Annotated in this window: 26 protein-coding genes and 4 pseudogenes; 16 read left to right on the top strand and 14 right to left on the bottom strand. The window is 52.7% G+C overall.

What is annotated here, in order from left to right; all coding sequences use genetic code 11:
* The 4 genes from HL45_RS18945 to HL45_RS18930 all read left to right on the top strand — a co-directional run.
* On the top strand, positions 1-779 hold a 779-nt coding region (locus tag HL45_RS18945; protein ID WP_211250908.1), incomplete at its 5' end, for a bacterio-opsin activator domain-containing protein.
* A gap of 116 nt (positions 780-895) precedes the next feature.
* Entirely contained in the window at positions 896-1039 is a 144-nt protein-coding gene (locus HL45_RS20635; RefSeq protein ID WP_144240147.1) for a rubrerythrin-like domain-containing protein, read from the top strand.
* A 2-nt stretch (positions 1040-1041) separates the two neighbouring features.
* On the top strand, positions 1042-2343 hold the full coding sequence (gene gdhB / locus HL45_RS18940) for a glutamate dehydrogenase GdhB (RefSeq protein ID WP_049972767.1): 1302 nt from the start codon (positions 1042-1044) through the stop codon (positions 2341-2343).
* A 477-nt stretch (positions 2344-2820) separates the two neighbouring features.
* Positions 2821-3564, top strand: coding sequence for a uroporphyrinogen-III synthase (locus tag HL45_RS18930; protein ID WP_049972766.1), 744 nt, complete (start codon positions 2821-2823; stop codon positions 3562-3564).
* A gap of 235 nt (positions 3565-3799) precedes the next feature.
* On the opposite strand, the gene HL45_RS18925 is transcribed toward HL45_RS18930, so the two are convergent.
* Entirely contained in the window at positions 3800-4966 is a 1167-nt protein-coding gene (locus HL45_RS18925) for an MFS transporter (RefSeq protein ID WP_049972765.1), read from the bottom strand.
* A gap of 176 nt (positions 4967-5142) precedes the next feature.
* On the bottom strand, positions 5143-6093 hold the full coding sequence (locus HL45_RS18920; RefSeq protein ID WP_233274858.1) for an NADP-dependent oxidoreductase: 951 nt from the start codon (positions 6091-6093) through the stop codon (positions 5143-5145).
* Between the two features lie 548 nt (positions 6094-6641).
* Between HL45_RS18920 and HL45_RS18915 the strand changes: the two genes are divergently transcribed.
* A complete protein-coding gene (locus tag HL45_RS18915; protein ID WP_049972764.1) occupies positions 6642-7076 on the top strand; it encodes a DUF488 domain-containing protein in 435 nt (144 codons plus the stop codon).
* A gap of 59 nt (positions 7077-7135) precedes the next feature.
* On the opposite strand, the pseudogene HL45_RS18910 reads toward HL45_RS18915, so the two are convergent.
* Both HL45_RS18910 and HL45_RS21735 read right to left on the bottom strand, forming a co-directional pair.
* Positions 7136-7506, bottom strand: a pseudogene (locus tag HL45_RS18910) (NAD(P)-dependent oxidoreductase); the annotation flags it as partial.
* Positions 7507-7813: 307 nt separating this feature from the next.
* Positions 7814-8209, bottom strand: coding sequence for a hypothetical protein (locus HL45_RS21735; protein ID WP_049972763.1), 396 nt, complete (start codon positions 8207-8209; stop codon positions 7814-7816).
* A 202-nt stretch (positions 8210-8411) separates the two neighbouring features.
* On the opposite strand from HL45_RS21735, the gene HL45_RS18900 reads away from it, so the two are divergent.
* Positions 8412-8696 carry a hypothetical protein gene (locus HL45_RS18900; RefSeq protein ID WP_049972762.1) on the top strand — a complete coding sequence of 95 codons (285 nt, stop codon included), beginning with the start codon at positions 8412-8414 and terminating at the stop codon, positions 8694-8696.
* 69 nt (positions 8697-8765) lie between these two features.
* On the opposite strand, the pseudogene HL45_RS18895 reads toward HL45_RS18900, so the two are convergent.
* From HL45_RS18895 to HL45_RS18885, 4 genes and pseudogenes are all read right to left on the bottom strand, one after another.
* A pseudogene (locus HL45_RS18895) lies at positions 8766-9281 on the bottom strand (deoxyhypusine synthase family protein); the annotation flags it as partial.
* Between the two features lie 16 nt (positions 9282-9297).
* Positions 9298-9531, bottom strand: coding sequence for a helix-turn-helix domain-containing protein (locus HL45_RS20630; protein ID WP_144240146.1), 234 nt, complete (start codon positions 9529-9531; stop codon positions 9298-9300).
* Positions 9528-10493, bottom strand: a complete 966-nt coding sequence (locus HL45_RS20145) for a transcription initiation factor IIB (protein ID WP_084157166.1) — start codon at positions 10491-10493, stop codon at positions 9528-9530. Before HL45_RS20145 ends, HL45_RS20630 begins: the two co-directional genes overlap by 4 nt.
* Before the next feature lie 204 nt (positions 10494-10697).
* The gene (locus tag HL45_RS18885; RefSeq protein ID WP_049972760.1) at positions 10698-11993 is read right to left on the bottom strand and encodes an OFA family MFS transporter; all 1296 of its coding nucleotides are present in this window, start codon (positions 11991-11993) and stop codon (positions 10698-10700) included.
* A 313-nt stretch (positions 11994-12306) separates the two neighbouring features.
* Between HL45_RS18885 and HL45_RS20140 the strand changes: the two genes are divergently transcribed.
* The 5 genes from HL45_RS20140 to HL45_RS18860 all read left to right on the top strand — a co-directional run bounded on the left by HL45_RS20140 (position 12307) and on the right by HL45_RS18860 (position 17856).
* Positions 12307-12789 (top strand): helix-turn-helix domain-containing protein, encoded by a 483-nt coding sequence (locus HL45_RS20140; RefSeq protein WP_158413730.1) that lies wholly within the window; start codon positions 12307-12309, stop codon positions 12787-12789.
* Between the two features lie 327 nt (positions 12790-13116).
* Positions 13117-14034 carry a DMT family transporter gene (locus HL45_RS18875; protein WP_049972758.1) on the top strand — a complete coding sequence of 306 codons (918 nt, stop codon included), beginning with the start codon at positions 13117-13119 and terminating at the stop codon, positions 14032-14034.
* A 371-nt stretch (positions 14035-14405) separates the two neighbouring features.
* Positions 14406-14783, top strand: coding sequence for a winged helix-turn-helix domain-containing protein (locus tag HL45_RS18870; RefSeq protein ID WP_084157162.1), 378 nt, complete (start codon positions 14406-14408; stop codon positions 14781-14783).
* Complete coding sequence (locus tag HL45_RS18865) at positions 14780-15055, top strand: DUF7521 family protein (RefSeq protein WP_049972756.1); 276 nt, start codon at positions 14780-14782, stop codon at positions 15053-15055. Before HL45_RS18870 ends, HL45_RS18865 begins: the two co-directional genes overlap by 4 nt.
* Positions 15056-15249: 194 nt before the next feature.
* The gene (locus HL45_RS18860) at positions 15250-17856 is read left to right on the top strand and encodes an efflux RND transporter permease subunit (RefSeq protein WP_049972755.1); all 2607 of its coding nucleotides are present in this window, start codon (positions 15250-15252) and stop codon (positions 17854-17856) included.
* Positions 17857-18038: 182 nt separating this feature from the next.
* On the opposite strand, the pseudogene HL45_RS20135 reads toward HL45_RS18860, so the two are convergent.
* A pseudogene (locus tag HL45_RS20135) lies at positions 18039-18488 on the bottom strand (IS5/IS1182 family transposase); the annotation flags it as partial.
* 216 nt (positions 18489-18704) lie between these two features.
* Between HL45_RS20135 and HL45_RS18855 the strand changes: the two are divergent.
* The 3 genes from HL45_RS18855 (at position 18705) to HL45_RS18845 (ending at position 20924) form a co-directional block, all read left to right on the top strand.
* Positions 18705-19670: a PLP-dependent cysteine synthase family protein gene (locus HL45_RS18855; RefSeq protein WP_049972754.1), complete on the top strand. Its 966-nt coding sequence runs from the start codon at positions 18705-18707 to the stop codon at positions 19668-19670.
* A 656-nt stretch (positions 19671-20326) separates the two neighbouring features.
* Complete coding sequence (locus tag HL45_RS18850; protein WP_049972753.1) at positions 20327-20560, top strand: antitoxin VapB family protein; 234 nt, start codon at positions 20327-20329, stop codon at positions 20558-20560.
* Complete coding sequence (locus HL45_RS18845; RefSeq protein ID WP_049972752.1) at positions 20541-20924, top strand: type II toxin-antitoxin system VapC family toxin; 384 nt, start codon at positions 20541-20543, stop codon at positions 20922-20924. The genes HL45_RS18850 and HL45_RS18845 overlap by 20 nt, the downstream gene beginning before the upstream one ends.
* A gap of 559 nt (positions 20925-21483) precedes the next feature.
* Here the strand turns inward: HL45_RS18845 and HL45_RS18840 are convergent.
* The 3 genes and pseudogenes from HL45_RS18840 to HL45_RS18830 all read right to left on the bottom strand — a co-directional run bounded on the left by HL45_RS18840 (position 21484) and on the right by HL45_RS18830 (position 24951).
* Positions 21484-23781, bottom strand: coding sequence for a heavy metal translocating P-type ATPase (locus HL45_RS18840; RefSeq protein ID WP_211250907.1), 2298 nt, complete (start codon positions 23779-23781; stop codon positions 21484-21486).
* Between the two features lie 67 nt (positions 23782-23848).
* The gene (locus tag HL45_RS18835; RefSeq protein ID WP_049972751.1) at positions 23849-24598 is read right to left on the bottom strand and encodes a helix-turn-helix domain-containing protein; all 750 of its coding nucleotides are present in this window, start codon (positions 24596-24598) and stop codon (positions 23849-23851) included.
* Positions 24599-24666: 68 nt separating this feature from the next.
* Positions 24667-24951, bottom strand: a pseudogene (locus tag HL45_RS18830) (hypothetical protein).
* A 241-nt stretch (positions 24952-25192) separates the two neighbouring features.
* Between HL45_RS18830 and HL45_RS21730 the strand changes: the two are divergent.
* The gene (locus HL45_RS21730; protein WP_084157160.1) at positions 25193-25414 is read left to right on the top strand and encodes a hypothetical protein; all 222 of its coding nucleotides are present in this window, start codon (positions 25193-25195) and stop codon (positions 25412-25414) included.
* A 78-nt stretch (positions 25415-25492) separates the two neighbouring features.
* On the opposite strand, the gene HL45_RS18825 is transcribed toward HL45_RS21730, so the two are convergent.
* The gene (locus HL45_RS18825; protein WP_049972750.1) at positions 25493-25966 is read right to left on the bottom strand and encodes a hypothetical protein; all 474 of its coding nucleotides are present in this window, start codon (positions 25964-25966) and stop codon (positions 25493-25495) included.
* Here HL45_RS18825 and HL45_RS22000 point away from each other — a divergent pair.
* A complete protein-coding gene (locus tag HL45_RS22000; RefSeq protein WP_368085956.1) occupies positions 25965-26420 on the top strand; it encodes a winged helix-turn-helix transcriptional regulator in 456 nt (151 codons plus the stop codon). The two genes, HL45_RS18825 and HL45_RS22000, sit on opposite strands and share 2 nt — an antisense overlap.
* Positions 26421-26514: 94 nt before the next feature.
* Here HL45_RS22000 and HL45_RS18815 read toward each other — a convergent pair whose 3' ends face one another.
* The gene (locus tag HL45_RS18815; protein WP_049972748.1) at positions 26515-26883 is read right to left on the bottom strand and encodes a winged helix-turn-helix transcriptional regulator; all 369 of its coding nucleotides are present in this window, start codon (positions 26881-26883) and stop codon (positions 26515-26517) included.
* Between the last annotated feature and the right edge of the window lie 21 nt (positions 26884-26904).

The raw sequence follows: 26904 nt of genomic DNA, 5'->3' as shown, positions 1-26904 counted from the left end.
ACGACACGGCAAAGGCCGTCCTTGCCGAACTCGGGGAAACCATCGCGTCGGCCCTCAGTGCAATCGAACGGAAGAACGCGCTCCTCACGACATCGATGACGCGTGTCGAGTTCGCTATCGACGACCCTACGTTTGTCCTCTCACGCCTTGCACAAGACGCTGCGTGTACCCTCTCGTATCAAGGTGGCGTCCAGCAATCTGATCAGGGAAGTTATGTATTTGTCACAGTTGAAGACGCATCTCTAAATGATGTCGCTGAAGCAGCAGCCCAGCTCATTGCAATCGACGATGTACAACAGATCAGCGTAGATGATGAGGGCGGCGTCTTACGGTTACGCTTCACACAGCCGTTCCTTGCCTTAGAACTCGCCGATCATGGTGCTATCTTCCGGGAAGCGACAGCTAATCCGACCACCACGATGTTGGTCATCGATATTCCGGACAGCATTGACGTCCGAACAATCACCCAACTTGTCCGTGAGACGTTCTCCACTGTCGAACTCCGTTCTAAGCAGACGCTCGACCAATCGATAGAACACGATCTTTACTCGAAGTTCCTCAATAAGCTGACCGAGCGACAACTCGAGGTGATTCAGACAGCGTACTATAGTGGTTTCTTCGAATCACCGCGCGAGAGTACAGGGGAAGACGTTGCGGAAACTCTCGGGATCTCCCCACCAGCGTTCTATAAACACGCTCGAACCGTTCAGCGCAAACTGTTTGCAACGTTTTTTGAGGAGAACAATCTCACTGTCGTGATGCCTACCGGATCGGTTTAATAGCTAACCCCTTGATTAGAATATAGTTTGATAGTCAACTGCTGATTATTCCCTTATACACTTATTACATCTACACAGAGTGCCCCGGATTCCCTGCAGGCACTCGTGAGTTCATTATGAGAGATGTCAACCCCAAACCGGACGGAGAAACCCCATATGAGTGCTTCCAATGTGGCAACATCATCATCGCTGAGAACAGCCCCAGCCAATGCCCCGACTGTAGCGGTCCAATGCGAAATCGCCGGATTCCACTCGAATAGCCATGCCATCTCAAACTGATACCACCCGCAACAGGTCGGATGATACGGCGGCAGAATCTACCGACTCGGAATCGGCGCTGGAAACGGCCCGTCGGCAGCTGTATCATGCTGCTGACCATCTGAATATCGACCAGAATATCGTCGAACGGCTCAAGTATCCAAAGAAGGTTCACGAAGTAACAATTCCGGTCAAGCGAGATAGTGGAACGGTTGAGGTGTTCGCCGGCTATCGAGCCCAACACGATAGTGTTAGAGGGCCATTCAAAGGGGGGCTCCGGTACCATCCCGAAGTGACCCGGGACGAGTGTGTCGGACTCGGCATGTGGATGACCTGGAAGTGCGCAGTCATGGATCTCCCGTTCGGTGGTGCCAAGGGTGGTGTTGCGGTTAACCCCAAGGAGCTGAGCTCGGCGGAAAAGGAGCGACTCACCAGACGGTTCGCACAGGAACTTCGGGACGTTATCGGCCCCAACCAGGATATCCCAGCCCCAGATATGGGGACGGACCCCCAGACAATGGCATGGTTGATGGACGCCTACTCGATGCAGGAAGGTGAAACGACGCCGGGTGTCGTTACTGGAAAACCACCAATTGTCGGTGGCAGTGAAGGCCGTGAAGAAGCGCCCGGACGTAGTGTGGCGATCATCACGCAACTGGTTTGCGAGCACTACGACCGACAACTCGATGAGACGACGGTCGCGATTCAGGGCTACGGGAGTGTCGGTGCGAATGCTGCTCGACTACTCGACGACTGGGGAGCGACTGTCGTCGCAGTCAGTGACGTGAACGGTGCGATGTACGACCCAGAGGGAATCGATACGGCTTCGGTTCCATCTCACGACGAAGAGCCAGAGGCCGTCACCAAATACGCGGACGACGTCATTTCGAACGACGAGTTGCTCGCCCTCGACGTCGACGTACTCATTCCAGCCGCGCTTGGAAACGTGATCACGAAGGAGAACGCGGAGGCGATCGCCGCTGATTTCGTCGTCGAGGGTGCGAACGGTCCAACGACGTCCACGGCCGATTCGATTCTCGCCGAGCGAGAGGTCGCAGTTGTGCCCGATATTCTCGCCAACGCTGGCGGAGTTACGGTGAGCTACTTCGAGTGGCTTCAGGATATCAATCGCCGGGCATGGTCGCTTGAACGAGTGAACGAGGAACTCGAAACGGAGATGCAGGCCGCGTGGGATGCGGTTCGATCAGAGTTTGAACAGCGTGACGTCACCTGGCGCGATGCAGCCTACATCGTCGCACTGTCCCGCATCGCGGAAGCACACGAAGCACGAGGGCTCTGGCCGTAATCAAATGTTCCACCCCTCCGCTCTGCGAGCGTGGCACCCATCGACGCCGCTTGAGCGAGAGCTTTATCGAGTGTTTCGGCTGTCATCGGTTGGGAGCGCAGTGACAGTGGTCGGCTTCGCCGGGTATCTCTGCATTGGCATTGTTCTCCGTGTAGTCGGCATCTATACGCCCCCATTCCCACTACTGAGTTTCTCAGATCCCGTGTTCATGATTCTGAGCTTTGTCATTGGGGGATTCATCTGCCTCCTCTCTGGGTCACTCACGTTACTCACACTTCTTACGAGTGTGAAGGATGCCAACGCCGAATTTGTCCTCTTGATGAGTCTCATCGCCTTCGGTTTCGGGGCAGCCACGATTCGAGTCACGGCCGATCCAGTCTTGTCCTGGCTTGTAGCACTCGGATCGGTATAGAACCCAGAAATGACGGATTCTGCAAACCGCTGCACATTAATTCCAATACGACCATCTTTCAAAATATGAGTAAGCCAACAGTAGCTGTCCTCCGGCCCGATGACAATCGTATCGACGAGGCAGTCGAGTATCTCCGCTCACGTGGAGTTTCGCCAGTGGCAGATCCCATGCTCACGGTCTGTTCAACCGGGGAGACGCCAACGGCGGCAGATTATTACGTCTTCACAAGCCGGACCGGGGTACAGATAGCTGCCGACCAAGATTGGCAGCCTGGCAGGGCAACAGTATGTGCCGTCGGACAGCAGACTGCTTCGGCATTACGAGTCTACGGCCACTCAGTGGATGTTGTGCCGTCGACGTTCACGTCTGCCGGTCTTGTTGAAGAGCTCGCTGCTGAGGTCAGCGGAGCGACTGTCGAGATCGCTCGCAGCGCACACGGCAGCGATGTATTGATTCAGGGACTAGAGGCTGCCGGTGCAGATGTCCATGAAACGCAGTTGTACCGATTGGAAAGACCGAAATCAGCTGGTCGGTCAGTCTCGCTTACAATTGACGGTCAATTGGATGGGATATTGTTCACGTCACCGAGAACGGTCGGTCATTTCTTCGAGATTGCTACGGAGCAAGACGATGCGGCGGAACTCAAACGTGGGTTAGAGGAACCGGTTATCGGAGCAATCGGCGCTCCGACGGCACGTGTGATACGTGACATTGGGCTGGAGATCAATATCACACCAGATTCTGTAGATTTCGAACAATTAGCCAGACTCACTGTCCAAGAGATTAGAAATGGAGCGTCAACCAGATGAGTGTCCTCATCACGATGACATCCTGGTCGATGACGTTCCTCGTGGGATGTGTATTGGCAATCGTCACGGGATTCAGTGTATTTCTTCTTCGGCCGCCACGGGATGTGAAATAAGTCAATTTTGGTGTATACCGACGTCAGAGTAGTAGACGTAGTCTCTCGGAGTCGTATTTTCAAACGACTGCGTATGCAACAGAGTTCCCCGTTGGCGAGTGAGCGAGTAAGTACGGGAGATATTATAAACGTTTGACCATGAACCAGCTCATACCAATGACGAAGGCACCGGCGCCGGAAACCAACAGCGTTCGTCGATAGCCGAACAGTGCTGCAGTCCCGACACTGAGCGGCGGGCCGATCGTCGTCCCGAGTCTGAGTACGCTTGTACGAATACTCATGATACTCCCGCGAAATTCGTCCGGTGCTCGTTCGTTGAGTGCCGTATCCGTGATTGGCTCTGCAAGCCCTTGACCAAGGCCGAACAATAAGAGTGCGCCAGCGACCAGGTAAATGGAGTCCGCGACGGCGACGATGACGAGTCCGATCCCGTAACTCACGAATCCGAGTGCGATCGATTGGAAGGTTGTGAGCGACCGAAGCACGCGGCCACCTTGCATTGCTGTCGCCCCCATTGAAATCGCTGGTAATCCCACGAGAAGGCCGATGCCGGCTGAAGAGAGGTGATATTCGTTGGCGAGCAGGAACGGAACAGCGGTAAGCTGCGCGCCATAGAGGATGACAAAAATACCGAAAATTGCCAGATAGAGTACGACGAAGGGAGTCATCGGTGTGGGCCCAGTGAGGAACGCATGGATACTCGAATTCGCATTGTTCTGATCCCGTTGTGGCTCCTCGAGCAAGGTTATGCCGGGTACAGCGACGAGCAGCGCGAGGAGAAAACATGCGAATGGGGCCGACCAAGCGACTGTTGCAAGTGCACCACCGAGTAGTGGATAGCCAGCGGCACCCACCGCGAGAATCGCCGCGTTGGTCCCAATCAGCACTCGTCGTTGTTCACCGGAATAGAGATCCCCGAGGAGTGTGACCGTGAGCATTGCAATCGCACTACTCGCCGCCCCTTGGATGGCTCGCAGGACCAAAATCAGGCTGAAATCGGAAATAAAGATGATACCGCCCCCACTGATCCCGAAGACAACGAGCGCCGGGATTAGAATCGGTTTTCGACCGATGTGGTCGGTTAGCAGTCCAATCGGGAGGGTGAGAAAGATCCCGGGAAGCGTGAACGCCGACAACAAGAGGCTGGCCTGCGCCTCCGAAATGTTCCACGCTGCCTGCACCGCTGGAAGTGCAGGACTGATGAGTGAGACACCCATGACAGCGACGAGCGTACTCGCGAAAATCACGGCTGCTGCTGGCGAGTTCCGGAGTTTTTGTATCCATTCCATTCGTTCTACTACTCTCTCGGTAAGTGCACCCCGTAAGTCATTCGCTACAGGGCGGTGGTCACGCTGAATCGGTGTTGGATGAATATTCTAACACTATTGTATGTTCAAATTTGGGTGAAGTAGCAGCTTCCACCGATAGAGGCTATGGATCTGAATACAATGTACGCTATGTCGAATCATGCAACGCTGAGAACGAGTTTCCCTTGTACGTGTTCTGTCTCACCTACTTCGTGTGCCCGAGCTGCATTTTCGAGTGGGAATTCGGCACTGATCGTAGGGCGCACTTCTCCGGCGTCAATCAGTTCGCTAATGGTGGTCAGGAGCGACGGCGAATTCGACCGCCCACTTACCACCTGTACATCAATGTCGTGGTTGGTGGTGAGCGCTCCGGATGGTTGTCCAACAACTGAGACGAGTACCCCATGTTCCTTGAGCACGTCGACTGAGCGTGCTGGGATTTCACCCCCGACTGTATCTACTACGATATCGACATCGTCAATCACTGATTCGAAGCGCTCTTCGCGATAGTTCACGAACGCGTCAACGCCCAAATCTCGGAGATAGTCTTCGCTGTACCCCGACGCCGTGGCGATTACGTCGGCCCCCTTCCATTTCGCCAGCTGGACGGCCATGTGTCCAACACCACCGGCTGCACCGTGGATGAGAACTCGCTGGTCAGCCGTGCAATCAGCATACTCAAATAACGCTTGCCAGGCGGTCTGCGTGACGACTGGCACGCCGGCCGCCTCTTCGTGACCGAGCGTTTCGGGCTTCGGGGCTAATTGCTCGGCAGGTGTGGCCGAATACTCCGCATAGGAACCTAACTCCGGGAACCCGTTGACACCGAACACCGCATCGCCCGTCTCAAATTCAGTGACTGACGCGCCGACCTCCTCAACGACGCCTGAAACGTCCATCCCGAGAATGAGGGGAAACGGGTTCTCGGGCAGCATCGACACCAGCTGCATTCCCTGTCGAATCCGCCAGTCGACTGGATTGATGCCCGCTGCGTGAACCCGAACGAGAACGTCATCATCGAGCGGGTCCGGGCGAGGCGCATCCTCGTATCTGAGGACATCCGGCGAACCGAATTCGTGAATACGAACAGCCTTCATTTTATCCGTCATGTGTACTCATTCCTCGGTAGGTGGTTCAAGCTGCAGACTCTTAACCGCCTTCATCAGGAGCACTGGTGGTCAGAGAGTCGGTTGCCAGCGGGTGAAGAACCAAATGATTTTGCGGACAATTATCTCAATGGTTCAAAGGGAGGCTTGGGAATCGCTACTGGAGAACACATGCATTGAGAGCATCAGATCCGACCGTCACTGGCAGGATGTACTCGTCGTTGCCGCCGGTACACACAGACACTCCGAGATCATACTGCTTTGAATGGTTCTTGTCGAGAGGTTCCAAGCTAGGGATGTGAGACAACATCGTCTAATTCTCAACCCCTGTTCAAGGAGTAGTCTCCATTTGGCGTGCACTATGGCAGCAGTGCGTCAATCCACTGGGACAATCGATGTGGATGTCCTGCCTGCTGTGGGCTTCGACTGTATAGGCCAGTCGTATTCCTCGACTTTTTTTAACTATCATAGAAGTCTCACCAAGCAGGAGCGGCACAGACGTCCACCGGGAGGTTGACTACGCTGGGTATCAAACGGCCAAGACAGAGATCATGACCACAACTGACCGCCTCAAGGATACGTACGTCGCAGCGCTACAGCATGATCTCGTGGACATTTCCCCTGAAGCCACGCACGTGGGTGTAGTTCGCCGGCCAACCGGCTGGTTCAGAACAACGATCGACGAGAACTATCCTGCACTCGGTCCACCCCCAGACCTCCTCGACGAGTTCAAACGGCGCCACGAGGATTTCAAGATGCAAGGGCTGTGTGACGAAGGCGCCCATAATGCTGCCTGGGACGAGGTCGGATTCGAGGACCGGTACCGAGCATATCTCACCGAAACTGCGGAAGCCCAAGACGCAGTCGCTGAACTCACCGATCGCCTCCGTAACGAGGAACACCTCGTCCTAGTCTGTTTCGAGAACACCGACCAGAAGCGGTGTCATCGAACGCTGCTCAAGAAGTACATCACAGAACAGCTGTAGCCGGACTCTATCGTGTCTCTGTTCAAACTGCGCAATCTGCGTAATCCCAAGCCACTCGACTATACGATCCGATTGACGAAATCCTCGCCAGCGTCGATGTGGGCGAGGTTCTCCCGGACGAGATCCGCGACGTTCCGATAGTAGTCCTCAGTGAACCCTGCGCAGTGGGGAGTGATAAGAACCTCCTCGAACTCCCAGAGTAGAGACTCCTCGGGCAGCGGTTCCGCCTCGAAGACATCGAGTGCAGCGCCACCGAGCTCCCCAGCTTCGAGGGCGTCGACAAGCGCCGTCTGGTCGACTACGGGGCCACGTGCGACGTTAATCAGAATTGCATCGTCGCGAATTTTTCGGTGGACATCAGATGGTGAGTCTCGTCGACGGCGTTCCTGAGAGCATTCCACAACTCTTCGGGGGGTGAGACGGTCGAGACAGACTCATCGACTGCAATACTCGAGACTTCCATACTCATCGTGTTCGGTCGAACGGGTATTCAAGGGTTCAAAGCGTACCGAAACAGGACGGTTACTGCATCCCAGTTCAAAGTTGTGACGGCCTCCGGCTCTTAGCGGACTCATCAGTATGTGTCTTCAGCCTCAATCAAGGCGTTGACTATCGAATAGTGTTTCTCAAAGTCCCCGATGTAACAGCAGGCCAAACTCGGGCAGCATCACAGCTCCACCGGAATGCTTGGAATGGGTTCACAGCTCCTGGAAGAATGTCGCCGGTGAGATGATTGGTCACGGATCCGTCGATGTACGCGTATCGTGGACGAACTGGATTACGGCAACGAGGAGGGCGAGACAGATAACAATCATCGCGCCCTGAGAGACGGCCGCGATAACGGAGTCGACTGCGTCGCCAGTTAGCAACGCGATGATCGCTGGAATCCCCCGCATCGACCCCAGCACTCCGAGAACCGCCAGGAGGCCGATTCCGTAGGCAGCGAGCCGTTGCCGAGCCGGCTGCTGGCGTCCCACCACGCCCAGGATGGCGATGACAACGCCGAAGATAGCAGGAATGAGCGCCGTAATACTCGCGAAGTCGGAGAGGACGTAGGCACCGATACCCAAGACGACGAGTACGATTCCGAGGACTATGCCCAGCATGAACGCGGACGGACTGGAATTCGCCATATACGAACCCTGTGTGGGACAGACGTATAGGTTTCCACTCGTGACGGCCTGGTTCACCGCTCGTCGCTGTTCCGGGACGGATACCAGAGGGTAGTTCACATAGCAGTGATGTAGGCAATTATGGTACTAGGTTCGTACTGTTACGCCGAAAGGACAAGGAGATAATCAAAACCGTTTATTGCCACGCTCTCGGCGATCAGGTATGGCAGATCTCAATCGAATTGCGAAGCGAATTCACAATGTAAGTCCGGATCCCATCAGACTCACACTTGACGACGGGACGAACGCAATCTTTCATATCTCCGGAGCTGAATTCTTTCAAGAAGACTTTCAGGCAGAAGGGACTCGCGAGAACGAGGATGCCCAATACCGATTCATCTCAAGTGAAAATAACGAGTCTGTCCTTGTTGGCCGAAAAGAACCAGACGAATCGAACTGGTCTATGGTCGGAACCATCCTTGAAGTAGATACAGTAGAATCCAGATGAGATATATAAAATCGGATGACGAGTTGGCGGCCTGTTGGGGTGGAGATTCGAGGCGGGTTGCTGTGTCGCCTATCGCTTGAATGTACCCGCCACAAGCAGTGGGAAGACGAGCGTCGTCTCCGCCTCAACTTGCGTGTAGTTCGTTCGCTTTTCCTTTATCTTTCCCCAAGAGACAGCCTCGTCCAGTGTAGCCTCCGATAGGGATCCGTCGCCCTCCATTCCTGTCGAGATATAAAGAACGTAGTCCGCCCCGCCCCGAAAGATATTTGTCATAATTACGTGGTGTTTTGGCACGCCGCCCCCGACCGCGATGAGACCCGTCGAATCCGCGAGTAACCCGTCTTCGATAAGTGAATCGCAATCGTCCAAAATCTCGATGCAGACCTCCGAGTCGTAGCCTTGGCGATAGTAGTAAAGGAAGTTCCCGACTTCGGCGTCTGTCAGCGCCGGGTAGTAAATCGAGACGTCGTTATCTGCCGCCTGCTTTAGGACTGAAACCTCGTCATCAAGGGTCTCGCCCAACTCGCGTGCAAACGCCGTCGGCGTCCGGATCTTCTCCTCCGCGAAGAAGTCGTTGAGAGAATTAGAGATGATAATTGACTCAAGATTCATCTTGGTTTCTATCGTTGGCTAACAACTCGTATCCATTGTCAGTCAAAGAATAGCGGCCACCACCAATTGTAATAATATAACCGCTTTTATGAAGTTGTGAACATGCTTCATCAACAGTAATGGGATGTTCATCGAGTCGATCAGCAAGTTCAATAATGGATAAAGGATCGCCGAGACAAAGCACAGAAAGAATATCCGCTTTCACGCTTCCTTCTTCGGTCATTTTTCCTTCGCTTCGAGGAGTTCTGGGTAGCGATCTCTGATCGTGACTTTACTGACATTAGCAACATTGCTTACCATTTGTTGTGTGAGAGCGTCATTTGTTAGATGGGATGCAGCGTACAGAGCAGCTGCTGCAAGCCCTGACGGGCTCTTGCCACTATGCAGGCCCTGTGCCTTTGCTGTTTCCAGAAGATCACAGGCAACATGCTCGACTTCACTGCTCAACTCAAGTTTTGATGCGAATTGTGGAACATATTGTACAGGATCGGTCGGCTCAATTTTGAGATTAAGCTCCCGAGATATGTAGCGGTAGGCACGTTGAATGGGTCGTTCCTCGACACGGCTAACATTGGAGAATTCAACCAATGTGCGGGGCGAGTCCAGTTGTCGAGTAGCTGCGTACAGACTAGCTGTTGCGACACTTTCAATTGATCGGCCGGGGAGGAGTTCTTCCTCAACAGCTCGACGGTAGAGTACACCCGCGGTCTCCCGGACGTTTTCTGGGAGATCAAGAGCACTTGCCATTCGCTCGATTTCGCCGAGGGCTTGTTTGAGATTGCGTTCCTGAGCGTTCTTTGTCCGAAAACGTTCGTCCCATGTTCGGAGTCGCTGAAGTTCTTTTCGCCGATCCGAAGGAATAGGATTCCCTCTTGCGTCCTTATCTTGCCACCCGATAGTCGTACTGAGTCCTTTATCATGCATTAAATGTGTGAGTGGCGCACCTGCGCGACTCCGGTTCTTCGTTTCTGTAGAATTAAATGCGCGCCACTCCGGACCACGATCCAGGATTTCTTCGTCGAATACGATACCACACTCCTTACAAGTTGTCTCCCCACGTGCACCGTCATTGATGATTTGTCCACTACATTCGGGACAAGATTCGTGTGTTGAATCGCTGGAAACGTTATTCTCGAACTCGCGTTTTTCGGTGTGATTCTTTTGCTCAGTGGATTTTTCACTCATGTCTCTAATTCACAAGTATTCCACACTACCCAGATTGTGTGTCTCTAGCATACTACTGAGGTGATGTATTGTAAATAATCGGTGGAATTTCATATACTGAGAATCAGCGAAAAGTGTGTGTATACCGATAGAGACGCTCGCTAGTACATTGATACGTGTCGGTCAAGTGAATAGTGTACCCTTCATAACGGGCTTGTTGTAGATCTATGCCTCGGTATCTGGGGCACGTAACACGGTTGCCCCCAACCCAGCAATCAATGCGAGTACACCACCGATGAGAAATGCCGTCGTCCAATTCGTAACGCCTACAATCCAACTGACTGCGGCCCCGCCGAAAATGCCACCAACCATTTTTGCGGAGTAGAGGATTGCATAATTTGTCGAAGAATGCTCTTCACCGTAGTAATCTCCGATAACACTTGGAAACAAGGTATACTGAGTGCCCTCAAAGCTGGCTGCAATCACAACAGCTCCGAGAAATCCGAGGGTAGAGCCGATCGCTCCCATCCCGACAAGCAAGAACAGGCCAATTCCACAGAGTGAAAAGGTTGCAATCATTGAGCGTTCACGACCGATCCGATCGGAAATTCCGCCTACACCGAGTCGACCAATCCCATCAGCAATCGGTAGCACAGTTGCTGATGCAGTTGCAATGAATGCGGCGATTCCCAGGTTCTCAGCAAATGGAATCAGGTTCGCCGCAAGCATTAGATTCGCTCCAGAAATACCAACAAACATCGCATACATTACCCAAAATTGCCACGTTCGCACTACTTCATCCCAAGTGTATTGGGGTGTCCTGTTCACTGATGGGTTCATAGCAGTCGACTGTGCTGTCTGACTTGGATCCGATATCAAATCTGCCTTGTTCTTGTCAGGAGTTTCGGTGTCGTTGGGCCAATCATCTGGTGGATCTCGCAAAACGAGTGCACCAACAATGACACCGATGCCGATGAGCAATCCAACATTTTCCAGGACGGACGCAAATGCACTAACAGTAGCATTTGCTCGCACATACGGGACAAAGAGGGCACTTCCTGCCGCGAATGCCATCGTACCAGCACCAGTTGTGAGCCCACGCCTGTCCGGAAACCATTTGACGGCAGTATTCACAGCAATCGTATAGACGATTCCGACACCGATCGCACCAAGTGAGTACAGAAAATACACTTGCCAGAGTTCGTTTGCATATGCGAGACCGACGTAACCACCACCAGCGAGAAGCCCTGCTACTACCGTCATTGTCTGTGGTCCATGCCGATCACGCCACCAGCCGGCAGGAAACTGGGTTCCCGATTGAAAGATCACGTAGAGCGTAAACACAGCTCCAAGTGCCGGTAATGAAACTCCAAGGTCATTCGCAAGTGGTTCTTGAATAGACGACCACACATATTGGTATGGACTAACGAGAGCCATCATTACCACCGCTGCAACGATCTGCCACCATCGCGAAAACCCCAACTCTTCATGGGCTTGAGTCGCGATATCCACTTCAGCCATTCAAACCATTACTCCTGTTCGTGTGATTCATTTCTATCTCATACTTGTAGTTAGACTCGCGAAAATGTCTTGCCCAGTATATAGGGGAAGAGAAATATGCTGTGAAGCCTATAAGTATTCAACAATGTGGGACGCTACGCTATTAATTCGGCATCAAGGATGCCCAATCTCTGATGAAAGTTCGATGGTCTCCGATATACAACTCCGATATCTTTCGAAGATATATGATGGATCTGAGCGACGGTTGATTTATGTCGATGGCCCAGAGGTACAAACGGAACAATTTTTAGACGCATTGCGGGCACGCCCGGAGGTGACGTACCTTGACACAGATGTTAGAACAGATACAAGCCAGATAATTGTCTCAGTAGAGTATTCGTCAGACAATCCGAGTATCAGACAGCTAATCGAGCAGTTCAGCTGCTATCCAGTGGAATTAGTGGTCGTTCAAGACGGAGTTGAACGTTGGCAAGTTCGGGGTGAATCCAATGTTGATCTCCGCAAGCTCATCGAGGCGATTGAGGGATATGAAAATTCGGTTGAATTGCTTTCTCGAACCGGAGTGCGAGAATCAGAAACAGGAATCGTTCCAATTGCACCACCAACAGATCTACTCACGACAAAACAACGCGAAACACTCCACAAAGCGTTTACTCTCGGCTATTACTCCTCAGATAGCGAAACTACAATTGAGAAGATTGGAAAAGAACTTGACGTGCATCCAACAACCGCTTGGGAACATCTGAAAAAAGCAGAAAACAAATTAATCAACAATTATTGCTCTCTCGTCTTCTGAGTTCTCTGACTCGCTAAAAAGGCTTTATCTACTCACCGCGAATCCGGTAATGTATGTCTATTTACTATTTTATGTTAATTTGAGCTTTCCTTCGACACCGTGTATTTGGGCTTCAAACGACTGGCATCAATACGGCATATTCAACCGTGACCCACATCACTATTTGAATTGAAATCGAAGTAGGCATATCATGTTGTATTTCGTGCCAAAAAAATGCAGTTTTATCAAAACATTATCACACACGGGTTGTGCTACCACGCAACCATCAACACGTAAAAAGACAGTCCAGGCTGTGATGACCACTCGACGTAAGGAGGTGAGTGTTACGTGAACAGGCGTCTCATCGTGGCTCAGTTCCTTTTGCTTGGCGTACTGTGGGGAAGTTCATTTGTTGCCATTGATATTGGACTACCATTCTTCCCACCAGTGCTCTTTGCTGCACTACGATATTACATCGCTGGGTTCGTAATTCTCCTCTTTGCGGCAACCACAATCGAGTACTGGAAGCCTCAAACCCTCCCTGATGTAGCTGTAATCGTGGTGGTCGGTGTATTCATCATCGCAGGCCATCACGCTCTATTGTACATTGGTCAACAATATATCTCTGGAGCAGTCGCTGCGGTCATTATTAGTCTTGGCCCTGTGCTGACTGCACTGTTCGCAGGTGTAATTCTCGGAGAACGGCTCACATGGCTTGCGGGCATTGGCTTCGGTTTTGGAATTTTGGGCGTCTCGCTTGTAGCTGATCCTGATCCTGGACAGATATTATCCGCAAATGTGACTGGAACCGCTATTGTTCTACTCTCGTCTGCTTGCTTCGCACTTGGAAGCGTTCTTACTCGACCACTGAACACACAGATGCCACCGCGGAGTCTACAAGCTTGGGGAATGCTTTTCGGAGCACCACTTCTTCACATTACAAGTCTGGTTCGTGGCGAGTCAATGGGTTTGATCGAGTGGACATCGATCTCAGCTGGATCATTGCTCTATTTGGGACTTGTGTCTGGGGCTGTTGCGTTTCTTATTTATTTCAAACTTCTTGATGAACTAGGGCCGATGGAAATCAATCTTATTGGATATCTTGAACCAGTCGTAGCAGCCCTCATTAGTTGGGCGCTTCTGGATCAATTGATTAGCCCTCTTACTGCTATTGGTTTTATTACTATCTTTATTGGATTCACATGTATTAAGCGTCGTGCCCTTATTCAGATGATACTCTCACTACGACATAAGTCGGCAGGCTGAGTCACGTTTTGTTTTGGCAACTCTGCAGACCATGGCTTTCGGGTTGACTCGATTTGTAGTTTCGTGTGCCATCAATCAATTATTTCGAGGGAGATTATAAACGTCAAAGGAGACATCCCAAAGTCTGGGATCGACATTCGTGGCACATAGAAACAGCATCGAAGGGTTCAACGTGCTATTCCAGCAACCTGGGAATGACCCACGACTGTATAAGCTCCACGACGAAAGAATTGAGCACTATAACATGACACCCATGAAATGCCACAGCAAGTATACGTTATACAGCAACAGAGATGACCGAACAAAACGTTGACTCGAATCGGCTATCACTGATTCCGTCGAAGATATCATTTCATAACTCATCTACTGAAATGGGCCGATTGTCGTCCGAAGAAATCGACGAACCCGCCCTCCCGACGGTGTTAAAATCCCTTGAGGACGATAAGTGTCGAACCATACTCACGCTTTTGGACAAACCGAAATCTGCCAGCGAACTCTGTGAGGAGTGCGCTCTATCGAGTTCATCAGTGTACCGGAAGCTCGACTTGCTCCGCGAATCAATGCTCGTCCGTGAATATACCGAAGTTCGACGGGACGGACCGAACGCGACTCTCTACGAACGCAATTTTACTGATATCTCAATTAGCGTCACCGATGACGAGTTCACGATCGAGGTATCCCGACCCAAAGAAGACCCAGAAGACCGCATGGCAACGTTTTGGTCTGCAATGAAGGAGGAATCGAAATGAACCTCTCTATCGTTTTACTTGGCGTGGTCAAGATTGCTACCCTCGTTCTCGGGGGTATCGTGTCTCTGATGGCATACAGAGCGTACAATCGCACGCGAATCGCAGGTCTCCAGTTCTTTGCGATAGGGTTGACAGTCATCACGCTCGGAACGTTTCTCGTTGGCGTTTTTCATCACATTGGGGGAGCTTCCGTTATTATCGGGATGACCCTTGAGAGTGTGATCATCAGTATCGGATTCATTGTGATGATCTATGGGCTCAAACAGACGTAGAATCCGGTCTGCCCTCGTCGAGGGTAGCTACCCCAGCAGGTGCGTTCGAAGCTTCGACTAGTTCTCCCACGTTTTGGGAACCTTCCATTGTCCCTTATCAATCCTAATCGAAATGAATGTATGGACAGATTCAAGATAGTTGTCAATCAGTCAGATTTCACACCAACTCGAATAAGAGGCGGTGTCAGTAATCGATGAAGCGAAACCTGACATCCGAGTACGCGGATCTAGTGGCATCGCGGAGCAGGTTACTTATTGTACTGTTGCTCGTCTTCAGCGCCCTCGTTGGCGCTGGCGCGATCGTCGGCACCACTGGGGAAGGACAGATCGGCCAAGCTGGCATCGATTCTCCAGAACAGGCGGCACTTGATCGTATCGAAGCGACGTACGAGACGGACGATACAGCTGTTGCACAGGTCGTTGTCAGGGACGAAGGCGGTGACGTACTCACCCGCGAATCGCTACTCGAAAGTCTCCGTTTTCAGCAGGAACTCCGAGAAAACGAATCGGTCAATGCGACACTTCGTGACGGGACGGGGATGGTCGGCATTGAGAACGTGGTTGCGAACGTTGCGTACGCACACGAACAGAGTGAAAGCAGCGGTTCGTCAGCCATCGCCAATGATTCTGGAAACAATACGTCGGTGGCAAGACAGGGTCAGTCGTCAGCACCGACACTCGACCAGCAGATCACAGCACTTGAATCCAGCACCAGCGAGGAAGTCGAAACGTATCTCAGCCGTATCCTCGACCCAGAGGCGTCTGTCCCCGGCAATAACCCGACCCAATTTCTACCGACGGATTACGAACCAGGAACGACGAATGCAGACGCGAGAACGACCCTCGTCTTTCAGCAGAGTCCGAGCAGTTCGGCGACAACCACCGAGTCGGTGAACGATGCACAGCTGGTCATCAGCTCATACGTCGAGAAGCGCTTTGACGACGCGTTTGTGTTCGGGCAGGGTACCATCGATGCGGAATCTTCGCAAGCCATCGGTGACACGTTCATCATCATCACGCCCGTTGCAATCGTTCTCTTGCTCACCGTCCTCACGATTGCCTACCGAGACCTCATCGACGTTCTTGTGAGTGTATTCAGCGTGGCCGTCGTGCTGGTGTGGTACGCTGGCATACAGGGGTGGCTCGGGATTCCGTCGAGTTCGACCCTGATCGCCGTTCCGTTCTTGCTTATCGGCCTGAGCATCGATTACTCACTCCATATCGTCATGCGCTACCGCGAAGCCAGAGAGGGAGTGCTCGACACCGACGATGAGAACGTCGGTCGGCGAAACCCCGCGACAGCGATGCGTCTCGGAGTCGCCGGGGTCGTTCTCGCTTTGGCCACCGCCGCGTTCTCGACGGCTGTCGGGTTCCTCTCGAACTACGTCAGTCCGTTGGGATCAATTCAAGATTTCGCCATCCTGAGCGGTGTGGGAATCGTCGCCATCTTCGTCGTTTTCGCCGCGCTTGTACCAGCCGTCAAGCTCGAACTCGAACGGTTTTTCGACCGCCGTGGCCGCGATCGGCATGCCCCCGCCGTCGGTGTCGGTTCCGGCCGGTTGAACCGTGTTCTTTCGGGTACGGCGACGGTTGCTCGGCGAGCTCCCATCGTCGTTATTGTCCTCTCGTTAATCCTCGCCTCCGCAGGGGCGTACGGCGCGACAAATATCGACACTGAGTTCAACCAAGCCGATTTCATCCCCCAGGATGCTCCGTCATGGATGGAGTCTCTCCCGGAACCATTCGCACCTGGTGAGTATGAGGTGAGTGAGAACCTTGCATACCTCAGCGACAATTTCCGCCAACGTGGAGAGGGCTCAGAAGGCCAGATATTGATACATGGGAACGTGACCGCGCCAGCACTGCTTACCGCAACCGACGACGTGGTCCGCAGTACGAACAGTAACAAGACAATCGTCGTCGGTTCTGATGGAAGAGCAGCTATCGAAAGTCCAACATCTGTCCTTCGAGCTGTCGCCTCGGAAAATCAAACGGTTGCAGATTCAATCGCAGCACGTGACACGGATGATGACGGCCTCCCAGACAGAGACGTCGCGGCAGTCTATGACCTGGTGTTCGGTGCGGCTCCCGAACAAGCATCGTCGGTCCTCTATCGTGCCGAGAACGGGTCGTACAAATCTGCACGGCTAACTATCGGCGTGCAGGGAGACGCCTCGGCTCAGTCGGTCGCAAGGGATGTACGAGACATCTCCTCGGCTATCGAACAGAACGCCCCAGTACGAGCTGTTGCAACGGGCGGTCCGGTCATCACTGCCGTCGTCCAAAGTGCCCTGTTCGAAACGCTCGTCGAAGGATTTGCTATCACTCTTGGGGTCATTCTTGCCCTTCTTATCGGTATGTACTGGTGGCGGTACCGCGCGCCGGGGTTGGGTGTCGTGACGCTCGCGCCCGTCCTAATCGCGCTCGCGTGGTTGCTCGGCACCATGTCCGTGCTCGATATCCCATTCAACAGCGAGACCGTCGTGATCACGAGCCTGGCGATTGGTCTCGGTGTGGATTACAGCATTCACGTCAGTGAGCGGTTCGTCGATGAACGTCCTCGCCACGATTCGCTCGCCGAGACGCTGGAGACAGCACTTGAGGGAACTGGTGGTGCGTTACTCGGAAGTGCGGTGACGACTGCGGCAGGCTTTGGGGTGCTCGCACTGGCGCTGTCACCCCCGCTCCAACGCTTTGGCATTGTTACCGGGTTAAGTATCGCCTACGCGTTCATCGCCTGTGTGACGGTACTTCCGTGTCTGCTTGTCGTTCGGGAGCGCGTACTCACACGAGTAGCCTAAGCATCTCCTTGGGACGCACACGTGTTCGTCCTTCCACACAATGCTGTAGTTTCTCAACCGGGTTGGTCACCTTGCGATCCAGAGAACATTCTGAAGGAATATATTGAATCGTCATAAGACGGTGGAATTCATTGTTTCACGGCACGCCTGATGTTATAGCCAACACACATCAGCGCGATTTCTCAGAATTCATGGAACCAAGACACGCTCGCACGGCGAAGCCAAGCAAACGCTTCACAGCCGAGTTCACCGTCTCAGACATCGAGTGCTGATTGTAGCACTGCGTCTATTCTGGCGTTGTGAGCATGGTCGTAGGGTGCGAAGATACGATGTTTGATGAGCCGGCGAATCCCGAGTTCACGAAGAGATTTTGCGGAGCGATTGCTTGTCGTTCCCATCATCGGCGGCAAGAAACCGTAGATCGCCCGCGTTCCGGCGGGCAACCTGCGGTCTGCATCACCTCCCTCACGGTTCGCCGAACGGTGTACGTCAAGAACGGCTTGAGAATCTGTATCGGCGAACTTCGTGAGCTTTTGCACGCAGTCGCTCGTTCGCTGGCAGTAGTGGCGGCTCGCAGCTGAGCGTCCGTAGAATGTGGTGTCAATGACAACGTGTTTCGTGGGATCGTGCAGCTACACCGACTGGCGGGTGCCGTTATCATCGGGTTCGGACTGCTCGCACTTTGGAGTGCCCTGTAACTCCAGCCAATTTGTTGGAGTAAAGGGGCTAATCCAGAACATCCACCAGATATATAACCGTACGACCTTGCCGATTGTTTGGTCAATGCATCACAGTCAGACCAAAAACAGCAAAAGAGATGCCCCCAAACACAGGAGTAATACCCAAGCATGCCTACACCAATGAACGAGACTAACACACTCGGTGCAATCGGTGAGACACCGATGGTCGAACTCCCCTCGATGCGCCCAGAGGGCGGTGCATCGATTTCCGTCAAATGGGAAGGAGCAAACCCAACAGGAAGTCTGAAAGACCGGATGGCTCTTGCAATGATTACCAAAGCACGACAACACGGAGTGCTCCAGCCAGGTGAGCCAGTTGTGGAATTCACTGGTGGCAGTACCGGGTCGAGTCTTGCGTTCGTGTGTGCGGTATTAAATCATCCGTTACACATCGTGACAGCCGACTGTGTCGCAGAGGAAAAAATCGCATCGATGCGAGCTCTCGGGGCACACCTCGAAATCGTCGAAACGCCCAACGGCACGTCGTACGACGGACTATTTGACGACCTCCGAGACAAAGCCGAAGAAGTGCAGGCACAAACGGGAGCGTACTTTACCGATCAGTTCACCAATTCAGATCAACTCAACGGATACGAGGCACTAGGGCAGGAGATTCTCGATCAGCGGCCAAACATCGACGAGTTCGTGATGATCGTCGGGACAGGTGGCTGTGCAATGGGTGTATCTCAGTCGTTCCGAAATCACGGTGCTGAAGTTGATGTCACGCTCGTCGAACCTGCAGAATCGCCCGTCATTTCCAGTGGAACCACCGGATCTCACACCGTACAGGGGACAGCCATTGTTGGAGCCCCACCGCTCGTCGAGCAGGAACGATACGACCGTGTTCGAACACTCCCCGCTCAGAAGGGCATCGACTGTGTTCAGCAGCTCGCAAGCGATGATGGGCTTCTCGTTGGAACAAGTACTGGAATGAACGTCGCGGCAGCGCAGCAGATCGCAGCAGAGCGTCCTCCCGATGATACGGTGGTTACAATTGCCTGCGACACCGGATTAAAATACCTCTCGGATGGCCTCTATGAGGGGCTGAGAGGGTCAGAGTTCTGTCTGTCATGATCTGTTGAGATTCTAGTATCTGAAAAATGTATTTCCACCACGATCTTGCCGCTGGTAGAATTTCTAGATCTCGTTGAAAACCACATTGTTAAACATAGTTAGTGAGGGAACGAGACAGAATGAATACCCTCCCGAAGTCACAACTCCTCCGACTCATTGAAGATGCTGGCGTGTTGGCTCGTCGGATTGTGTCACGGTTCTCGACGCGATACTCCCGGAATCATCACCTCAGAACATGTTTCCGGGCTTTGTTTGATCACACGGGTACTTTCAACGACGTGCTCGAGGGGACGTGGGAATGTTCGGAAGACGGGGTTAGTTGGGAAGTGGATTTCAACATGACTTACACGAGAGTCGGAGTGTAGAGCGATGAGGATTGGATGGGTCGGGCTTCCGGCACGTTGATCGTCGGCGAATAGAAGACAATAGGCGCGCTAGGGATTCAGGATAATATATTCTACCTGAATGCATCCGCGCTACCGATGGAAGTTCGAGCCAGAGTATTGCCTCGAGGAGTAGATGCTTGCTTTGGGAGTAGTGTCCGTACATAGATTGGTTGGGCACTCCCGGGGAGGGTCTACTTCTGCTTATACTCTAATCTCACGTTGGAAGGTTGACACAACACTTATCTCCGTGTACTGTGTATGTGTATGTGTATGAGTACAAAGAACATTAGTCTCACCGAAGAGGCCTATGAAAAACTCAAATCTCGAAAGCGAGAAGGAGAAAGTTTCACCGACGTGATTCTCCGCGAGTTCGGTAACGAAAAGGACGTATGGAAAGGCTTTGGCAAGCTCGAAGGGACGGGACTCCGAGAGGCCTACGAAGAACAGCGCGAAGAATTTGACAAGGATTTCAAAGAGAGACAGGATGAACTGTTTGGACAGTAGCTTCCTTATCGACTATCTTGAGGGAGATGACGGTGCACAAGCGTGGTTGGACGACCATGAAGACACGATGCTGGCAACCACGACAGTCGCATTGTATGAGACGTATCGGGGCGTCTTGTGGTCGGACTCTCCAATGACGATGGACGACGTGTTCGACACGTTTGACTGGGCGACTGTGTTGGATTTTGATGAAACTGCGGCCCGTGAATCAGCACAAATTCAGCGAGAATTGCGCGAGAGCGGGACGCCTGTTGGCACACCCGATGTAATGATTGGTGCCATTGTTCGGTCTATCGGTGGCACTGTTGTCACCCGTGATTCGGATTTTGACTACATCCGAGGTGTCGATGTTGAGAACTACTGAATCTACTGCTCATTTCGGATTTTTACGACAGTGAATCCAGGCTGACTTAGTTGAGATCCGTTCGTATCACTACCCCATGTTGCACAAGACGGAAGTGCACTACACACCACCACGTCCAGTGTAAATACCGGATATAGAATCGCTATTGTACGGTTGGGAGTGCTGCGATCGTCGGCTCCTGTACGTGTGGGTGTTGTGGTCCACTCGTTGCGAAAATCGCAGTGCTCGCAGCCGGACCCTCTATTGCAGCACCCCTCTATTGGGTATTCGTCGATACAGCGTCTCCACTCAGTGCACTATTCATTATCGGGAGTATCATCCTCTTCACTGGGAGCTTGGTCTATTCAGTCGAAGCAGCACGGCAGCCTGATCGACCGACCTCGATTATTCCCGCCGATTAGATCACAGGCGAGCACGTTTCCAGAGAGTGCTGACAAACGCACGGTGGTTCGTTAGGAAGAGAGCTCAGAAAATGGATAATGAGTGGGAATGGATCTCAAGACCGGGATGATTGTATCGAGATGGTCGGCTGAAACGTTTTGGGGTACGTAGTAGCCGTTCAGGACTCGAAAAACTGGTCAGGTTTGAGCCGCGACAGCCGCATCGCGTTGCTTGTCACCCCGAGGCTCATCCCCATGTCACCCACCACGACTGCAAGCGCAACACTCACATATCCAAGCGGCACGCCAATCGCCAACACTGCCTTCATACCGAGACTCATCCAAATGTTCTGTCGGATAACGCCGTTCGCCTTGTGCGACAGCGCGTACAGATACGGAAGTTTCTCAATATCATCACCCATCAATGCAATGTCCGCCGTTTCGAGGGCCGTATCAGTCCCTGCTGCACCCATCGCGATACCCACTTCAGCGGTCGCGAGGGCTGGCGCATCATTGATACCGTCACCTACCATCGCAACATCGCCATACTCTGCTTGTAGTTGTTCTACTGCATCGACTTTCTCCTCGGGAAGGAGTTCAGCACGATACTCATCAACGCCGACCTGTTCAGCAATCGCTCGTGCAGTTCCCTCGTTGTCACCAGTCAACATCACCACGTGGGTGACACCCAGTTCGTGCAGGCGTTCGACAGCACGTTCAGCGCCCGGCCGCATCTCGTCGGCGATCGCCACGATACCCACCAGATCCGACTTCGTGCCGACAAGAACAACTGTTTTACCCTCCTGTTCCAAATCGACAAGCACGTCCCTGCTCTCTTCAGTTATCGAATCCTTCGTCATCGCACCGCCATCTGTCGCACGGTGAGTATCCGACAGGTCGAAGCCAAGCTCCTCGAACAGTGCGGGCTTGCCTGCATAGTACGTGTCGCCCTCGAGTTCAGCACGGATCCCCTTTCCGGTGAGACTTTCAAATGCAGCGGGTTCTGGAAGGGCGGTCACGTTTGCCTTGTCAGTATGGGTGAGAATTGCTTCCGCAATCGGATGCTCACTTCGCTGCTCCAGTCCGGCAGCGTATCGAATAGCGTCTGTTTCGTTATAGTCTCCGAGTGGGACGACATCCGTGACAGTCAGTTCACCTTTCGTGAGTGTGCCAGTTTTGTCGAGTGCGATGGTATCAACCTCACCCATCGCCTCAAGATGATTCCCACCTTTGATCAGAACACCATTCTTTGCAGCACTCGTGATGCCCGACACCACGGAGACGGGCGTCGAAATAACGAACGCACAAGGACAGGCTATCACGAGGAACGTCAGGCCCCGGATGAACCACGTCTGCCACGGCCATCCAAATGCGAGCGGCGGGACCGCGGCGGTGAGAATGGCCAGTGCGACAACCACGGGCGTGTAGTAGCCTGCGAACCGATCGACGAACTGCTCTTTCTCTGTCTTCTTCTCTTGGGCGCCCTGAACCATCTCGATGATTCGCGACAGCGTTGAGTCACCTGCAGCGGAGACGACGTCTATTTCAAGATATCCCCCCTCGGCAATACTCCCGGCGTACACCTCATCTCCCATCGTTTTATCGACAGGGACACTCTCACCAGTAATCGGAGATTCGTCAACGGCGCTCTCACCATCGATGACTTCGCCGTCAAGTGGAATCTTATCCCCGGGACGGACGATAACAGTCTCGCCGACCTCCACATCGTCGGCTGGTACGGTCACCTCTTCGCCGTCCCGGCGGACAGTGGCCTCGTCCGGCGAGAGCTCCATCAACTCGCGAAGCGAGTTCCGTGCCCGATCCATCGAATAGTCTTCAAGCAACTCAGCAATGCTGAAGAGAACGGCTAGCGTCGCGGCTTCAACGAAGTAGCCGATGCCCGTCGCAGCGAGAATCGCCGTCCCCATCAGAAGATCGATATCGAGACTCCGATTCCGTGCCGAGTAATACCCACCGCGAATAACCGGATAGCCACTGATTGCGATTGCGACAAGGAATGCCCCATCAGCGAGCGTAAGTGGGTAATTGAGGACGCTTGCAATGGCGAGATTCTGTCCCGTGAGGACGAATTCGAAGAGAAGCCCAAATGTGACGAACACTGCACCAATCCACGTTTTGATCGCCCGTGAACTCGTCCAGATCTCTGATGGCGGTGCAATCGCCATCTCGCCACCAGTCGCTTCCGTGGAGTCACCCTCGTCGTCAACAACCTCGTAGCCTGCATTCTCGATGGCCGCAACGACGTCAGCTTTGGCGACATATTCGGGGTTGTAGGTAACCGTGGCCATCCCTGTGGTCGGTTGCAAGGTGATCTCGATGATGCCCTCCACACGCTGGAGACTCTTATCGACCTTCTGTGCACAGGACGGACAGTCCATTTCCGGGACCGTGAGACGGAGCGAAAGCTCTCGCGATTGCCCGTTACCTACCTGCTCAGTCGTCGCGTCATCAGTCATTACGTAGAGATTGGACAGTCAGTTCGATAAGCCTTAGTTGGAATATTCCAAACCCAAAGAAGCAGTGTCAAACCGGAGTCGACGGCCCATCTGCAATCTGTTCACGAGAAACATGCTGTTTTGCTAAATGTTCCTCTGCACGTCGAAGTCGGTAGGTGAGCGTCGATCGTGGCACATCAAGATGCTCCGCGAGTTCGCCGACGTCGATGGCCCGTGGTGATTGGTAGTAGCCATGCTCAACGGCAGCTCGAAGTGCAGCCTCTTGTTTCGGCGAGAGTTCGCTCGCCTCGTCGTCTGCACCGGGTGTCGAGACAGAGGTATCCGCCGTTCGAAGCATTTCCATGTGGGCACAGTCGCCGACAGCATCATCTAGCTCAGCAAAGAACGTAGCGACATCTCCGTTCCCCGGGTGGATGATGCGCCATGTATAGTGACGGCTCTCGTGGCGTGTATCGAACAGCAAGCCGTCTCCAAGGTGTTCACGTGCGATATGAGGAACAGACGAGCAAGTAGGAGTGCGTTCCCAATACGAGTAAAGGACGAGTGTATCATCGGTGTGATCGAGAACCTCGGTAGATTGAGAAGCACCGCAATCTTCGGTCGCAAGACAATCCGCATAGTAGTCAGCGGTGAGAAAAGCATCTTCGATATCAGTGAGTGCATCGGGCGTTCCAGTGGCATGGTCAACTCGCCAGAGGCGCTCGGTTGTAGCGTGTAACGAGAGTGATCGAATCCGGGCGTCAGGGTGTGTAGCAAGTGTATCTGCTACTTTATTGCACCCAGGCTCATACTCAAGGGCGAAGACGAGTTCGCGCATATTGCTATTGTAGGAATCGCCGAAGCATAACGGGCAGGTTCCCACTATTTGTAGCGCCAATATTGAAGTTATATGCTGTCGTCAGGGGTGTGGGAGTCCTTCATCCGCTGAGCTTCGGCAGCGTATCGCTCTTGCAGCTCTGGATCGTCAACCGAGCCAAGATTGTCGGAGTCAACGGTAACAGCTGCTGTCGTATCTCAGGTATCAGTAAAGGAAGTGAGTGCTCGCTCCTTTCGGTAGTAGCGGTCACCATCTGGGGTAGCATAGGTCAGGATGATGAGGTTCTGCTCGTCGTCCGAATACGTTCGTTCCACTAACCACACACGAACTCCGTCGGCCAGCTCATTCGGCATGGTTCATTGTTCTTAGTGGTAGGCGTTAAACGCTGGCGGCTCTCAACAAGAAATTGTATGATGGTAACTTCTGAGAAGCTCAGATGATAACCTCAGTTTCGGAGAATGGCGAAGTTAGTAGTCAGTGGTTCGGTACGTTAGTGGGATCGTTGAATACAGTATGAGAGCCAACTGGTATCGTCCATGGAGTTTAGACGGGTGACTGCGAAACACTTTCTTCGGTCTGTCTCCTAATACAAATATGTCTACGAGCATTGCAGTACCTGACGCAGAAGAGGAGTGCGCGTACTGTGAGTCGCATATATTCGACCACAACCCAATCTGTGTACGTGATTGTACCGACAAATGTGGATCGCCCAAATACTTCTGTAACTATGCTTGTCTCTCGACGTACATCGCTGAAAACGACCTTACAATGGGAGATGCATGCGAATGGTCACCCGACGAAAGCGGTAGTTGTTGATTAAGGTATCTCATTGAATACGCAGCTCTACTGAACAAGTGAATTGCATTCAGCTAAAATCGAATTGTGGCAAATACACTAATTAAATCCACCCTTCGAGGTTGGGATGACGTGCCTTTGGCAGAGACAACGCAGAACATAGTCTCCTGTAGCTGTGTCTTCGAATTCTTGGAGCGTTTCCTGGAACTTTCCCCTAAAGAAGTCCACACCCTCTTTCCGGTCTGAACTGATATTCCACTTGAGGGGATCGTCGCCTGGCGGGAGTTCGATTTCAAACGTGGCCCATGAGCAGCATTGAGTTTCCTTCCACGCTACTTCTGCGACTGCAGTGTAGGCCTCCGGATTCCGGTCAAACACGAACGAGAAGCCGTCCTCGTGCTCCTCGATAGTCTCTAAATGAGGGAGAAGGTTCTCCTCAACCCATTTTCTCCGTTGGTCGGTCTGTTCTTCCGTGAGCGTGCAGGTAATCTCTTGAAGATCTCCATCCGTAGGACCATCGATCACTCTGTTTACAGGCTGGTTGTCTCTCGTACTCTTACTGGGGTCTACCATGGTGCACTGTTACTTTGAGACTCAAAGCTATTATACTGTCAAGGCCGAAGTATCGAACGAACTACGGGGAACAACAGCTATGGCGAATAATCAAGAGACATCGTCTGAAACGGAAAATTCACCTAGTGACGGTCCAATCTGTTACTGTCCACTTGGGGGAGTAATGGATCTACTCAGTCGCCGCTATGCAATGCAGGTAGTTTGTGTTGTGGGGGCGTTAGGGCCAGCTCGGTACAGTGAAATCGAGGATATGTTCGACGACGTAAGCAGTTCAACGCTATCGACACGCCTCGATGAACTCGTTGCAGCCGGGTACCTCTCGCGAGAGCAGTATGCAGAAATACCGCCGCGTGTCGAATACGAACTCACAGAGAAGGGAGAGAGCCTCCGTGAGAAACTTGATCCTCTGCTCGAATGGGTAACTGAGCAGGAGTCTGTCCAAACCGAATCCTAAACCAGGTCGATAATCGGCATCGGTGTCTAGTTTGATTTCACGTAGCGGCGCATGATTGTGGCAACGAAAATCCGACGAGATAGACTGCATCGATTCAGGCACAGCTGTTGGATCTATTGAGATAGTCATCGCCCCAGGCATCCATCGCCTCAATAATCGGCTTAAGTGATGCTCCTTCCGTTGTTAGGGAGTACTCGACGCGAAATGGTTTCTCGCTCACGATCGCGCGATTCACCAGGCCATTTTCTTCGAGATCCTCCAGACTATTCGAGAGGACAGTACTGGAGATACCGTCGATTTCTGTTTTAAGGGCGTTAAACCCGAGTGGGCCGCACGCAAGTAACCGATGCACGATAACCGGATGCCACTTCTTCCCGATAAGATGGGCTGTACACGTCACAGTACACCACTCATCGTCAGCACACCACGACGCAATGCAGTCCTCGTTGGATGCTTGGCTCATTCTACTCAAGCAGTAGTGATT

This window comes from Haladaptatus cibarius D43, assembly GCF_000710615.1.
Classification (GTDB): Archaea; Halobacteriota; Halobacteria; order Halobacteriales; family Haladaptataceae; genus Haladaptatus; species Haladaptatus cibarius.
Note: the sequence above shows the minus strand (reverse complement) of the source record. Positions and strands in the feature narration are given on the sequence as shown.